General features: G+C 47.0%; 10 protein-coding genes. 9 read left to right on the top strand and 1 reads right to left on the bottom strand.

The annotated features are described in order from the left end of the window. Window positions 1–463: 463 nt before the first annotated feature. The 5 genes from argJ (at window position 464) to LZ23_RS09660 (ending at window position 5,489) form a co-directional block, all read left to right on the top strand. Window positions 464–1,648: a bifunctional glutamate N-acetyltransferase/amino-acid acetyltransferase ArgJ gene (argJ, locus tag LZ23_RS09640; RefSeq protein ID WP_045213699.1), complete on the top strand. Its 1,185-nt coding sequence runs from the start codon at window positions 464–466 to the stop codon at window positions 1,646–1,648. Window positions 1,649–2,002: 354 nt separating this feature from the next. After that, a complete protein-coding gene (locus LZ23_RS09645; protein ID WP_045213701.1) occupies window positions 2,003–2,596 on the top strand; it encodes an HD domain-containing protein in 594 nt (197 codons plus the stop codon). After that, window positions 2,583–3,065 (top strand): SsrA-binding protein SmpB, encoded by a 483-nt coding sequence (smpB, locus tag LZ23_RS09650; protein ID WP_435050738.1) that lies wholly within the window; start codon window positions 2,583–2,585, stop codon window positions 3,063–3,065. The genes LZ23_RS09645 and smpB overlap by 14 nt, the downstream gene beginning before the upstream one ends. Before the next feature lie 36 nt (window positions 3,066–3,101). After that, window positions 3,102–4,109, top strand: a complete 1,008-nt coding sequence (locus LZ23_RS09655; RefSeq protein ID WP_198145951.1) for a lipid A deacylase LpxR family protein — start codon at window positions 3,102–3,104, stop codon at window positions 4,107–4,109. A gap of 3 nt (window positions 4,110–4,112) precedes the next feature. Then, window positions 4,113–5,489 (top strand): FAD-binding oxidoreductase, encoded by a 1,377-nt coding sequence (locus LZ23_RS09660; RefSeq protein WP_045213704.1) that lies wholly within the window; start codon window positions 4,113–4,115, stop codon window positions 5,487–5,489. A gap of 188 nt (window positions 5,490–5,677) precedes the next feature. Here LZ23_RS09660 and LZ23_RS09665 read toward each other — a convergent pair whose 3' ends face one another. Beyond that, window positions 5,678–7,138, bottom strand: coding sequence for an adenylate/guanylate cyclase domain-containing protein (locus LZ23_RS09665; protein ID WP_045213705.1), 1,461 nt, complete (start codon window positions 7,136–7,138; stop codon window positions 5,678–5,680). Window positions 7,139–7,956: 818 nt separating this feature from the next. Here LZ23_RS09665 and LZ23_RS09670 point away from each other — a divergent pair. The 4 genes from LZ23_RS09670 (at window position 7,957) to LZ23_RS09685 (ending at window position 14,361) form a co-directional block, all read left to right on the top strand. Continuing rightward, window positions 7,957–9,321, top strand: coding sequence for a UDP-glucose dehydrogenase family protein (locus LZ23_RS09670; RefSeq protein ID WP_045213706.1), 1,365 nt, complete (start codon window positions 7,957–7,959; stop codon window positions 9,319–9,321). Window positions 9,322–9,804: 483 nt separating this feature from the next. Beyond that, window positions 9,805–10,104 (top strand): hypothetical protein, encoded by a 300-nt coding sequence (locus LZ23_RS24605; RefSeq protein WP_045213707.1) that lies wholly within the window; start codon window positions 9,805–9,807, stop codon window positions 10,102–10,104. After that, window positions 10,068–11,393: a glycosyltransferase family 2 protein gene (locus LZ23_RS22550; protein WP_052507275.1), complete on the top strand. Its 1,326-nt coding sequence runs from the start codon at window positions 10,068–10,070 to the stop codon at window positions 11,391–11,393. Before LZ23_RS24605 ends, LZ23_RS22550 begins: the two co-directional genes overlap by 37 nt. Next, on the top strand, window positions 11,371–14,361 hold the full coding sequence (locus LZ23_RS09685) for a tetratricopeptide repeat protein (RefSeq protein ID WP_045213709.1): 2,991 nt from the start codon (window positions 11,371–11,373) through the stop codon (window positions 14,359–14,361). The genes LZ23_RS22550 and LZ23_RS09685 overlap by 23 nt, the downstream gene beginning before the upstream one ends. Window positions 14,362–14,870 lie beyond the last annotated feature (509 nt).

Consider the following 14,870-nt stretch of genomic DNA (forward strand, 5'->3'; position numbering starts at 1 on the left):
CCGGGGTGACGGTTAAAGCAGATAGTTGCCCTTTTCCGTCATTCCGGCGAAAGCCGGAATCCAGGATAGTGAATTGTCATATGTAGTATATGCTGCGTAGTTACAAACGCGGGTTGAACCCGCAACCCAAAAAAGATATTTTAACCGCCCGTTCGAAGACTCACTCAAGACGCAAAGGGCGCAAAGGAAGAAAGAAGTTTTTTCATTTGCCGGGCAACGGCAAATAAAAAGGCAGCCTTTTTCAAAACCGATGCCTGGTTTTTAAAAAATATCTTCTTTGTTGTCTTTAACTTTGAGTCCTTTGCCTGCCCAGTTGAATTGCTCGAAGTTTACCCTGATAAACTTTCTTTGATTTAACTGGGGGCATTCAACCGGGGTGCCTTTGCGGTTCAAATTTTCTTGTTTTTTATGACAGGGTTTGAGGAGTAAGTTATAAATAGTTCAGCTTTTTTAAGGAGATGCAATGAGCCATATGCCTTTGGGTTTTGCTCTCAGTGTGGCTGAGGCCGGCTTCAAATACAAAGACAGACCTGATCTGGCTTTGATTGTCAGCCAAACTCCTGCTGCAGGGGCTGCCCTGTTTACCACCAATCTGTTTCAGGCAGCACCCATTATTGTCGCCCGCAGTAATATGGATAAAGCAAAATTTTTCAGAGCTGTCCTTATCAACGCGGGACAGGCCAATGCCTGCACAGGAGATAAGGGTATTGCCAATTGTCAGCAGACTCTGAATATTCTGGCAGCTCAACTGGGAATCAAACCCGAAGAGATTCTGCCTGCTTCCACCGGGGTTATCGGGGATCATTTGAAGATGGATCTTTTTGAAAAGTATCTGCCTGTTCTGGTCCGTGATTCAGGCAAGGCAATTCAGGAGCAGGCTGCCCAAGCCATAATGACTACGGATACTTTTCCCAAGTCAGCCTCCTGTGATGTTCGTCTTAGCTCCGGCAGTGCGAGATTCTGGGGAATGGCCAAGGGTGCTGGAATGATTTGCCCCAACATGGCCACCATGCTGGCTTTTATTTTCACTGATCTAAAAGTGGATCCGAAACAGTGGCAGCACCTTGTTGCTAAGGCTGTGGACAAAAGTTTTAATGCATTGACCATTGACGGAGATACAAGCACCAATGACTGTGTTCTGGCACTGGCCAATGGGGCAAGTGGCGTTTATCTCGAAAGTTCAAATGATCAGGATCTGATTGAGGGATGTCTTGAAGAGCTTTGCGCTAAGCTTGCGTATCTTATTGTAAAGGACGCAGAAGGCGGAACAAAAGTGTTGCGCATAAAAGCAACAGGGGCTGCAGATAAAGCGCAAGCCAGAATGGCTGCCTTCACCATAGGCAACTCTCCCCTGGTCAAGACTGCCATGTATGGTCAGGACCCCAACTGGGGCAGAATTATTGCAGCTCTGGGGCGCAGCGGAGCACGCTTTGATCCGGACAAAGTCCGAGTCAGTCTGGCCGGTGTGGAAATTTTTGCTCATGGATGTCCGGTGGATATGGACAGGGATAAAGTATTTGCTTCCCTGTTGAATGGACCAGACATTGACATACATGTTGAACTGAATGCCGGTCAGGAAGATTTTAGTCTTCTTGCATCGGATTTGACTGAAAAATACATAGAAATCAATGCACATTATCGGACCTGACAAACTTATAATTTCTGAAACGCAGTATCTGTTTAGCGCTTTGGATGTGGCACGGCTTCCAGCCCGGAGGCATACAGCCCGGAGGGGGACTGGCTCTTCCGGGACCCACTTATCCCCAAAATGAGTCATTTTGAGCACAAATTGATGCTTAAGTGGGTCCCGGAGTGCCTGTCCCCTGCTTTCCTTAAAAGCGCTAAACAGATACGAAACAAGTAATGCTGCCATTTGCCTGAACATTCATTTCGGGGAATGCCGGAATCCAGTAAAGTTCAGTAAACTGGCCGCATGCGGTGAACAGTTGCTAGTGTTTAAATTTTCTCAAAAGGGAAATGCTCCCATGGACAAGAAGGTATTATGAATAACCATGACTTCAGTCGTATAGCTCATTTTCTGCATGAAGTGGGCATGCTCAAGAGAACCCCGAGAACCGGCTACCAGTTTTTGGGGAGTGGATCAGAAAACGTGGCTGAACATTCCTTCCGTACTGCAATTATTGGCTATATCCTGGCCAGGATGGCAGAAGCTGATGAGTCCAAAACCATCTTCATGTGTCTTGTTCATGACCTTCACGAAACCAGAGTTGGGGACCTTAATTATGTAAACCGCATGTATAACACAACCAATGATCGCAAAGCTCTGCAGGATGCTTTGGAAGGAACCGGCTTGGAGAGTGATATCCTGCCAATATTTGAAGAACTGGAAGAGGTGGATACACTTGAGGCTGCTCTGGCCCAGGACGCTGATCAGCTTGATTTAATCCTTAACCTCAAGGAACAGCAGGATCTCGGAAACAAGTATGCTGCCAAATGGTTGGAGTGTGCTCTGCAGCGTCTGAGAACTGACTATGGTCGTGAGCTTGGGAAGGTTATTGTTGAAACCGATCATACAGACTGGTGGTTCAATGGACCAGACAAGTCCTGGTGGATCACCAAAAATGGTAAAAAATAATATGGGGAATAATCAGACTTCAGGTATAAAAATAATTGCGCTCAATAAAAAGGTTCGACGATTTTTTGAGATCCTTGAAAATATTGAAGCAGGAATTTCCCTGACCGGTTCCGAGGTAAAATCTCTGCGGGCGGGACAGGTCAGCTTTAAGGACGGGTATGTCAAGTTTCAGCAGGGTGAAGCCTTTCTTGCGGATGTACATATTGCGCCCTATGAGAATGCCGGATACGCCCAGCATGAACCTGAGCGCAAGCGCAAACTGCTTTTGCACAGACGGGAAATAGATCGGCTTATGGGCAAGGTTGAACAGAAAGGTCTTACAGTTGTCCCTTTGAAACTCTATTTTAAATCAGGAAAGATCAAGGTGGAGCTGGGGCTGGCCAAAGGCCGCAAGCTGCATGATCAGCGCGAAGAACTCAAGCAGAGGGCCGTCAAAAGAGACCTGGACCGAGAAATGGCTGCTCGGTAACATACATATGCATGGATCAGGGTTATAAACTACATCATGAAAAAGATTTTTACTGGTTTTTATGGCTTAATCTGCCTTATGTTCCTGCTTTCTACTTATGGTGCAGCTCAGGGCAGTGAGCCTTTGGCGCAAGGGGTTTATTACAGTATCAGTGTGGAGAATGACCTTTTTGCCAATCGGGACAAACGTTATACCAGTGGAGTAAGGTTTGCGGCTCTTGGTGCTCAGGAAAGGCTTCCCGGCATTTTCAGACGAAATCTTGACCGTATACCCTTTTTCCCTGAAGAGGGAAAAAAGCGTTTCGGCTTTCAGATCGGCCAGAGTATGTTTACCTCTGATGACATAACTCAGAAAGACCCGCCAGAAAATGAAAGACCCTATGCAGGCTGGACATATACCACCATGGAGGTCAGCTCAGATACTGGAACCACATTAGATCAATTTCAGATTACACTTGGAGTTATTGGACCGCCTTCTCTCGCTGAACAATCGCAGAAGACAGTGCACAAGGTTATTGACTCTCCTGATCCCAAAGGCTGGGATACCCAGCTGAAAACCGAGCCGGGAATAATTTTATCCTACCAGCGAAAATGGAAAGCAAAACGGGAATTTTTGGATGTTGCCGGTTTTGACTTTGATTTTTCTCCCCATGTTGGTGGCGCTCTGGGAAATGTATTTACCCACTTTGCTGTTGGAGGGATTGTCAGGGCCGGTTTTGATCTTCCCCAGGATTACGGTCCGCCTCTTATCAGCCCCAGCATGGCTGGCAGCAATTTTTTTGTACCTACCAACACTTTTGGCTGGTACCTGTTTGCAGGGTTTGAAGGCCGGGCAGTTCTGAGAAATATTTTTCTGGACGGAAATACATTCAGGGACAGTCGCAGTGTTTCCAAAAAATACTTTGTTGGAGATATTATGGGAGGGGCTGTCATAAGCTTCAAAAGGGTGCGTCTGGCGTATACCCATGTTCTGCGAACCAGAGAATTCAAACGTCAGGACGGCAAGGATACTTACGGTGCCGTAACTCTGACTGCCAGGTTCTAATCTATGGCTACTCAGGGCTTATCCAAAAGCCAGCTTCGGCTACTTGCAGACATCTTTCCCGGCGACTCCATGACGGTCAATCGTGCGGATATGATGATTTACGGAGTTGACGCCAGTAGAGAGTTTGCCCTGCCTTGGGCTGTAGTACGTCCAGAGAGCGTTACACAGATCCAGGAACTGATGCGTATGGCCGGCAAAGACAGGATTCCCATCTATCCCCGGGCCCGTGGAACTAATGTGGTTGGGTGCTGTACTCCTGTTAGAGGTGGGATTGTTCTGTCCTGTCTGAGAATGAATAAAGTCCTTTCCATGGATGAGGGTGATTTTTCCGCTCTGGTTGAGCCCGGCGTAATCACTTTTGATCTTCAGCAGCAGGCTGCATCTAAGGGGCTTTTTTATCCACCTGACCCGGCCAGTGTGCGAACTTCCACCATAGGAGGCAATATCTCCACCAATGCCGGTGGAATGCGTGCCGTAAAATATGGAGTAACCAAAGATTACATCCTGGGAATTGACGCTGTCCTGCCGGGTGGAAAGCTCATCTCTACCGGAGGCAGGGTTCACAAAAATGTGGTAGGTCTCGATTTGACCGGACTCATTACCGGATCTGAAGGGACACTGGCAGTTATTGTCAGTGCCTGGGTCAAGCTTTTGCCACTGCCGGAACATTCAGTATCGATTTTAATCTGCTTTAAGAGTGATCTTGAAGCTGTAGAGGGTGCCCGGAACATTTTCAGAGCAGGAATACTGCCATGCGCCATGGAGTTTATGCCACGCAATGTGTTACGCTGTCTTTCCGGGCATGGGTCGGTTCCATGGCCTCCCAAAACAGTTAGTGCCCTCATAGTACGCCTGGATGGTTCACGCCAGGCAGTTGAACATGAGGCAGGACGAGTACAGGCTTTACATGAAAACGTTCTTTACATGGATAAGGCTTCTAAAGATGATCAGGAGCGTATCTGGGAAATGAGGCGGCTCATCAATCCAGCCTCATACAGTCTCGGGCCTGACAAAATAAGTGATGATGTTGTGGTTCCCCGGGGCAGGGTACTTAAGGCTGTTCAGAAGATTGAAAAGATTTCCGCTGCTCAAGGTGTCGAAATTCTGGCTTTTGGTCATATTGGAGATGGTAATCTTCATGTCAATATCATGCATGATGCTTCAGACCCTGCCCAGAGGCAGGCAGCCATCAATGCCCGGTCTGCAATACTGGAAATGGTTCTTGAACAGGGCGGGAGCATTTCCGGAGAGCATGGCGTGGGCTTGAAGAAACGTTCGTTTATCAGCAGGCAGATAGGTCCTGTGGAGCAAAAAATAATGCAGGATATCAAAAATGTGTTTGATCCTCAAAACATTATGAATCCTGGAAAAGTTTTTTAAGTCTTTACCTTTTCATTCCGTATCTGTTGAGCTCTTTTAAGGAAAGCAGGGGACAGGCACTCCGGGACCCACTTGAGCATCAATTTTTGCTCAAAACGACTCATTTTTGGGACAATTGTGTCCCGGAAGAGCCAGTCCCCCTCCGGGCTGTATGCCTCCGGGCTGGAAGCCGTGCCACATCCAAAGCGCTAAACAGATACTTCATTCCTGAGAATATACACTCCAAGCTTTTTTGCTTTACCTTCCAGAACCTGTTCTCCTGTGTATTGAAGTATATTGGACCCTGGCTTGATTTCTTCTACAGTTACGCTGCTTATTGCAAGGCGTGTATCTATTGTCCGGGTCAGTCCTTCCAGACGGGCAGCGGTGTTGACTGCATCACCAATAATGGTGAACTCCATTCTTGCAGGAGATCCGATATTACCGGCCAGAACCTGGCCACTGTGAATGCCTATGCTGTTTACCAGGTGATGGCCTCCAAGATTGAGTTCAGCACTCAGTTCATCACATCTAACCAGCATTTCCAGTCCTGCATTAAGGGCATTTAGAGGGTCGTTGCCGGTAGGCCCGGGATGTCCAAATACTGCCATTACCTTGTCACCAACGAATTTGTCCACTATTCCGGAATGCTTTTCAATAATTTTGACCATGGCTGTAAAATAAATATTTAATATTTCCACAAGCTCCCTGGGAGATTTTGATTCACTCAGGGCAGTAAAATTTCTAAGGTCACAGAACAGGATAGTTGCCCATGCTGTCTCACCTCCAAGTCTGAGATCTTTGGTCATGACTTTTTGTAATACAGCTCTGGGAGCAATTTTACCCATGGTTGACTTAAGGATCTCCTTTTCCTGAAGTTCTGAAACCATCTGGTTGAAATGCCTGGTGAACCATGCCATCTCATCATTTCCCTTAACCGGTACACGAGTCTCAAGGTCACCCTTAATCACCCTGTCGAAACCGTCCTCCAGAGCCTTAAGTGGGCGGGTAATGGTCCGGGTAAGAAAATAGGTCATGCCCAGGGCAAGGGTAAAGCTGATTCCAAGAGAAAAGATACCTGCCGTCCTTATCCTGTTCATATGAGCATTAACCCTGTCAATGCTCATATCTATACCCAAAAGCCCAACACTGCGGCCATATTGGTCCAGCACAGGTGCATAGCCGGAAATGGTCCATCCCCACTGATCCTTGTAGGGCTGATCATCCACTGAAGGGCGCAAAAATCCCGTGAGCAGGCTCTTGGGAGGATCATGGTAAACCTGGCCTATAGGTTCAGGCATTTCATCCTCATGGATAATGCCGTCCATGGCGTCATCACTCATGGGAGAGTCCACAACAAATTCTACAGCGCCATTGTTAAGGCGCATGGTGTAGGCAAACAGGTAATCATCATTGCTCTGGGTAATGCTGTATAGTATACTGGCAATTTCCCTGTATTCATCATTATACATTTGCGAGGGATGGGTAAGACTATTTAGAGCGTCGGAAGGTATAGCTTCTGAGAAAGCAGCAGCTGAAGACAAAAGCTGGCTTTTAATGGATTCAGTCATAGCTGATTTGGACTGGAAGTAAAAATATGATCCAGTAGAACCGGAAATGGTAAAGGCCACAGCAAATATCAGCAAAAAAATCTTGACGCTAAGTCTCATCTCAGGGTTCCTGCAGTCTGTGTTAAAGTAGCTTCAAGCCGCCTGATTTAAATAGCCTGCAGGATGCAGGCTTCACTTATCAAGGAAGTTACTCACAAGTTCAGTCCCGGGCCCTTCGGGTGTGGCGATTGTTAAAACACTGCAATTGGTAACTTACCCTTTCAAACCTGTAGAAAAAAATAAGGAAGTTCTTTAACCTTGAAAGAGCAATGATGCCCAAGATCCTAATCCCTATCCCTATCCTTCAGCCTTCAGCCTTCAGCCTTCAGCCTTCAGCTTTGAGCTTTGAGCTTTAAGCCTGAAAAGTACGGTTATCTCCTCAGCTTAACAATCCTTGTGTAAATTGGGTTGTGGGTACAGCTCGCATTAGCTATCAATTCCTGAGTCATCATGCAAGAAAATTTACTGCAGCACCATTGCTGAGCAGAAACCCGCTGTGATATTGTTTGACATGATATTCACAAAATTGTACTTTACTAAAAATTTTTTAAGAGTCTTAATGTTACTTTAATTCTTATGCAGGTATGCTTTCATATTTCGTATCTGTTTAGGGGAAAGCAGGGGACAGGCACTCCAGGCCCCACTTGAGCATCAATTTGTGCTCAAAATGACTCATTTTTGGGACAAGTGGGTCCCGGAGCCAGTCCCCCTCCGGGCTGTATGCCTCCGGGAAGGAAGCCGTGCCACATCCAAAGCGCTAAACAGATACTATATTTTCACTTTTGGCAAGTCCTGTAAGTTTCTATTTGGAAATCAGGTACGGAAGGAATACAAAAAGGTTGTCCAGCGCTGTAATATCTGACTGTTAGGAGGGTTGAATGGAAATTTCCGTGATTGGTCCAGGGTATGTAGGACTGGTTACAGCAGTTGTATTTGCTGAAATGGGTAATAATGTAAGGTGTGTGGGACGTCGCCCGGAACAGGTGGATGCCCTCTCAGCCGGAAAGGTTACCATTTATGAGCCTGGTCTGGAAGAAATTATGCGCCGAAACCTTAAAAACGGCAGGCTGAAGTTTACAACTGACACAGCCGGGGCTGTTGGTGCCTCTGAAATAGTATTTATCTGTGTCGGCACCCCTCCCAGCAGGGATGGTTCTCCAGACATGTCAGCAGTACACAAAGTAGCAGAGACTGTTGGGGATTTGATTACAAATTACACTATTGTAGTTAATAAGTCCACTGTGCCTGTGGGTACAGCTGACAGGGTCACTGAGATTATTCAGTCCAGACTTGATGGCAGAATGGTTCAATGTCCGTTTGATGTTGTTTCCAACCCGGAATTTCTTAAGGAAGGCGATGCTCTTAATGATTTTATGAAGCCTGACAGAATTGTTATTGGAGCACCATCTGAAAGGGCTGCCATGAAAATGAAAGAGCTTTACTCCGGCTTTTCCCTGATGAAGGATAAGCTTATTTTTATGGATGTACGCAGTTCGGAAATGACCAAGTACGCTTCTAACTGCATGCTTGCGGCCAAAATATCATTTATTAATGAAATAGCCAATATCTGCGAAAAAGTAGGAGCTGATGTCGCTTGTGTCCGACAGGGAGTAGGTTCGGACAGACGTATTGGCTATCACTTTATCTATCCTGGCGCTGGATATGGTGGTTCATGTTTTCCCAAAGATGTAAAAGCCATGATCAGTACTGCTGAAAGTCATGAATGTTTTCCAGAGCTTCTGCAGGCGGTTGAGAATGTCAACGAGCGTCAGAAAATGGTTGTTGGCCGGAAAGTGCTGAAACATTTCTCGGACAAAGTTGATGATAAAACCCACGCTGTCTGGGGGCTTGCATTCAAGCCCAACACTGATGATGTGCGTGAGGCTCCAGCCTTTGAACTTATTAAAGAGGTTACCGGCAAGGGAATGAAGGTACGTGCCTATGACCCTGTTGCCGGTGCCAGGTGCAGGGACAGACTGGCAGGCAATGATCTGGTTTCTATAGTTGATGATCAGTATGAAGCATTAGAGCAGGCAGATGCCCTGGCCATAATGACTGAATGGAACGAATTTCGCAGTCCTGATTTTTCTCTCATGGCGCACAAGTTGATAAATCCAGTGATATTTGACGGCCGGAATATCTTTGACCCAGGCTATATGTCAGAAAAGGGCTTTGAATATTATGGAATTGGCAGACTCAAAAATGGTGCTTCAGCCTGTACCTGGGATTCAGGGCTGTCATAATTCCGTCATAAGAACCTTCCAAGTAAATTGAATTGTTTTTCTAATAAAATCAGAGTATTGCGGTTTTGCCATACAGATTGCTTCGGTCGCTTAGGCTCCCTCGTGGGTGACAGGTTTTCAGCAACCACATCCCTGACAGCTCAGGTGTCATTGCGAGCGAGTCTTTTTGCCCCGTTGAATACACGCAGTGTAGGCGCAGCCATTCAACTGGGGCGAGCGCGGCAATCTCAAACGCGTTAAGGCTGATTTTTTAGTTACTCGCAGGTTAGGTCCTGGCCCCCCGGGTGAGGCGCATGTAAATGGTTTATGGAATGGTTCATATCTGACAAAAATGTATAATGCTGCAGCAAGAATTAATGGTAATCCGTCCTGTGCTGTACAATAGTCACGGCCGGGCAATTGTGTCTAAAGCCGGATAGTTCACCAAATTGATAATCAGGCAGGCTGTTTTAGCCTGCTGTAGACAAAAACCAAGGAACAAGAATGGACATTATTGGTAAAATCAAGTCTGCACCCACCTGCGAGTCTCGAAGATTTCGGGACTGTGAAGATCGTCCAAGGCGCTTGAAGGCTCAGATATTTTCAGTGCTGACCATTTTCAGCGGCGTGATTTATCTGTCCTGGATATACAATACTTTTAACCGTGACTATCCATTTGCTGGTGGTCTTTTTATCTTTGCCGAGTTCTGCTGTCTTATGCTTTTTGTATTGGCCACTGTTGTCTGTGGCGACTCAGGTTCAAGCCTTTGGAGGGTATTCCCCCAAAATCTCCATTTTCAGTAGATGTTTTTGTCACCACTTACAATGAGCCCATAAAATATTTGAAAAAAACACTTACTGCTGCTTCCCGCATTGAATACAGTGGACAATTAACAGTGTATGTTCTTGATGACGGAGGTCGTCAGGAGGTGGAGGCTCTGGCAAAAGAGCTTGGGATAAAGTATCTTTCCAGAGTCAAAAGCGGTGTACCCAATGAAAATGCCAAAAGCGGCAATCTTAATTTCGGGCTCAAAAATTCAAGTGGTGACCTGATTCTGACACTGGATGCTGATCAGGTTCCCAGTCCGCATATTGTTTCACGACTTGTGGGCTATATGGATTTTGAACAGGTAGCCTTTATTCAGACCAAACAGGAGTACTACACTCAGGCAGGGGATCCTTTCTACAATAAATCCCAGGTTTTTTATGATGTTGTGCAGCTGGCGCTGGACAATAACGATAATGCTTTTTCCGCTGGAACCGGTGTTCTTTACAGAAGAAAGGCGCTGGATGATATCGGCGGCTTTACTGAGTGGAATATAGTTGAAGACCTGACTACATCCTATGAACTGCACTCCAGGGGGTGGAAGTCATTCTACTTCCCACATGCTTTAAGCAGGGGCCTGGCTCCAGATACCATCTGGGGAATCTACCAGCAAAGAGGACAGTGGGCATTGGATACCATGCGCCTTTTTATCTGGGATAATCCTTTGTTTAAAAAAGGACTGAGCTTTGTGACCAGGCTGGGCTACAGTACAGTTGCCATATCCTACGTCTGCTCAGCCTTTGTTTTTCCGTTTTTCTTTTTGATACCCATCTGGACCTACATTACGGGCAATTCCATTCTGGTCAAGCCTGAATGGCAGTTCCTGCTTATCAGGTCGATCTATCTGTTATTAATGGTTATTGCCACTCAATATCTGGCCTATAAAGTACAGCCGGGCAAGCAGTTCAGAATGCTGGCCGGGCTCTTTCCTGTATATATGGCGGGGATAATCCGGGCTTTTAAGTATCCCAAAGAAAAAAAACCGGGATACTGCGTCAATAATGCCATCAACGCCTGCCTGAGCTCCCTGCGCAGCAAACCTCCTATTGTGGCGGTGCTGCCTCAGTTTATCATACTGGTGCTGAATATGGTCATGCCCTTTGTAGCCTTGTTTCTTGGTACGTGCGAGCCAAGAATCATTGCAGCCAATGTTTTTGTTTCAGCCATAGCCATCTGGTCCATGTCTCAGGTGGTTTTGTCTGCTTTAAGTCCGGGCGATTTTTCAGAAGAGGAGAATCCTGAATATGTCTACAACCAGGACAATTAATGTATCCCGCAGAAATCTCTATCTGGGGCTTTTTGTTTTTTTCTGGATTGCCTTTGCCCTTGGAGCGATATTCTGGGTCAGGCCCGATGTTTTAAGAGATCCTTACGCGCATTACCAGAAGGCGGAACAGCTGGTTCGTCAGGGTCAGACAGAGTCAGCACTGGCTGAAATGGAGAAGGCTGTGAGTTTGGATCCGGACAATCCAGGATATCTGACATTTAAGGGTTCTCTCGCTCTGGAAGTATTTAACCCTTTTCTGGCAGAGGCAAGTTTTGAGAAGGCGCTTAATCTGGAACCAGACAATGTGGAGGCGGTTCTCGGGCTTGCTCGGAGTCTTATGGACATGAGCAGACCTGAAGAGGCCAGTAAAGTTCTCACTGGTTTAAGCCATCGTCACATGAACCTGGAGCAATTAGAAAGAAGGGCTGGCATGCTGGCTCAAAATAATCAGCATGTTAGCGCTGTCCACGATTTTGAAATACTTATAAGTCATAATCCTGCAAATCCAAAATACAGGATTCAAGCTGCTTCGTCTTATATGGCCATGGGGTTGTGGGTACAGGCTGCAGAGCATTTACAGGTTTATCTGAACATGGACATATCTCAGGAGGATAATCTTCATGCAAGGCAACAGCTGACCATGGCACTTCAAAACATGGGTGAGCTGGAAAAGACATTTGAGGTGCTAAGCTCCAATCCTACTCAGGAAAATCTCAGGGAAAGAGCAGACCTGGCCATGCAGATGCAGCTCTTTGATCAGGCTACTGGTCTTTATCAGGAACTGATTAAGGCTGGACATGCTGATGAGGAAATAAAAAACAGCCTGGCCATAGCCCTGCGTGCCTCAGGAAAGCTTGCCCCGGCCTATGAGTTGTTTGCGCGATTTCCATCGCCTGAAAATTTAAGGGCAAGAGCTCAACTGGCCATGCAGCTGGAAAAATTTGGGGCTGCTGAAGAATATTATTCAGAACTAATCGTGCAGGAACCTGTTAACAGAGAGTTTGCCAACAACCTGGCAATTGCTCTGAGGGCCATGGGCAAACCGGACCAGGCTTATGAATATCTGAGCAGGTTTCCGGACCAGGACAATTTAAGAGCTCGGGCTGAGCTGGCCTTAGAGCTTGGCAGATATTCTGAAGCAACAGAAATGTTCAAAACTCTGGCCGCCGGATATCCGTCTGATTTTTCCATATCAGAAGCTCTTGCCTATGCTGCTCAAAGGTCAGAGGATACTGAAGATTCAAGGGTTGCTCGGGAAGAATACAAAAGAATCATTGACTCCGGCCGGGCTGGAACTCAGACCAGGGTGCGCTACGCATGGTTGCTGATGCGTGAGCAGCAATATAATGAAGCTTATGATGTGTTAAGGCCACTGGATTACGAAACGCTCGAGATTGCACAGCTTAAGGCTGATTCGGCCTTTCTTGCGGGAAAGCTGGATATGGCGATAGCACATCTTAACTACTGGCTGATGCATAATCCAGGTGATGCTGACAGATGGAGAAATCTGGCTGATGCTTATGACGCGTCTCAGCAGCCTGATCAAACGATAGATGCTCTGGAAAGATATATTGAGCTAAAGCCCGGAGACAGGGTGGCAGGGTTAAGGCTGGCCGGGCTGTATCAGCGCACAGGCCGAACTCAATCCGCCATCACTCAGTACAGAAAGGTAATGGCAGATCATCCAGGATATGTAGAGGCCTTTAAAGAGGCTTCGATCCTCTTTGAATCCGAGGAGATGTTTGAGGATGCGGTGCATGCTCTTGAGCGGGTTGCTGCGCTTCAGGAACCTGAAGATTATCAGTATATGCTGCGCCTGGCCCGCAATTACCGCTGGGCCGGTCTGACTGACAGATCTTTAAAAACATACAGGCAGGTTATCCATCAAAGCCCTGCAACTGAAGTATCCCATACCGCAAAGGTTGATATTATTTCCATTTTAATTGACCAGGGGCGGCCTGAAGAAGCACGTGATTACCTTGACAGCCTTGATGCCATAGCTGCCCATGATCCGGAGCTTGTCCTGCTTGAGGCCAGAGCTGCCATGCTTGAACAGGACCCGCAAAGAGCTGTGCAGGCTTTTGACAGACTTCACAGTCTGCGAGGTCTTGTTGTACCGGAGAAGATCCTTTTGGCCGGACAGCTCAGATCTTTGGGAGATACTGACAGGGCACTGGCCCTGCTTGAAGAAGTATCAGCTGATTTAATGGAAGCTGGTGATGAGCAAAGCCTGGAAGCCCTGGGAGACTTGAGGCTTGATGCCGGACTGTCCGACCAGGCCCTTGAGGCTTACCTGCAAATTTCAGGGGATGACCTTGGAGATTCATTGCTGCTTAAGATTGCCCGCTCAGCAAATCAGGCCGGCGAAATGAATATAGCTATGCAATATTACCTGGCTTATTTAGATTCAGTGCCTGCTGATAATGCCATCATGCTGGAAGCTGCAAGGTTTTTTGTAAGTGCCGGCCTGAGTGAACAGGCTCTTGGTTTTTATCAGCAGGCAATAGATATCCAGGGAGAAGAGGGGCTGCGTCTGGAAATGGCTCTTGCCAGCCTGGCTGCCCAGGAGTTTGCCCATGCTGAGAAATGGGCATCCAAGGCTGTGGAAAACAATGAAGGCGAATGGAGGGCTGTACTTGCTCTTGCTCAGGCTTTACACCTTCAGGGAAAATCAGGCCGGGCTGACAGGCTGCTCAGGGACCATGAAGAACAGGTCATGGAGCACCCCGAAGGCCGGGAGTGGATGGGCTATGTAGCAGTAGCGAGAGACAGACATTTGCAGGCCTTTAATATTTTTGACGAACTTATTCAGGAAGGATGGCGAAATCCAGGCAACCTCTGGCTATGGCGAGGCATCGCGGCCACCAGACGGGGTGATATGGTTAGAGCTGATGAAAGCTTTCAAAAGGCCCAGGAGTATGGTCAGGTCAGCCCGGATATGCATGTTTATCCCGAATTGACTGAATGAGAGACTTTTTACAGCCACCAACTTTGAGCGCGGGGAATGGCTCGCCTGGCATCTGCCTGGAAAGAATTACGCGTTTCTGAAAAATGTAAATGAGTGTCGCTGCAGTGTTACAGAGCTTCATGTTTTGGATATGCTTATCTTAATTCACTAATGCGGGCTGTGCCCACAACCCAATTTGAACAAGGATCGTTAAGTTGGGGCGATAATCTTACTTTTCAGGCTGAAGGCTGAAGGCTGAAGGCTGAAGGCTGAAGGCTGAAGGCTGAAGGCTGAAGGCTGAAGGCTGAAGGCTGAAGGTTCCTGGGCATTATTGCTCCTGTCAAGGTTAAAAAAAAATTCTTGTTTTTTTCTACAGGATTGAAACGGTAAGTTACTAAGCTTTTTCCGCGACCTTGCACGGAAAAAGTGGCCCCTTCGGGGCAGCTTCAGGTAAACCTATGAGTGAGGGATTGAGCACGGGGACTGGCTCTCCCGGCATTTATTTTTCTAATTTGTTTCTTGCTCAATAA

Origin of the sequence: Desulfonatronovibrio magnus, assembly GCF_000934755.1 — a bacterium.
Lineage (GTDB): Bacteria > Desulfobacterota > Desulfovibrionia > Desulfovibrionales > Desulfonatronovibrionaceae > Desulfonatronovibrio > Desulfonatronovibrio magnus.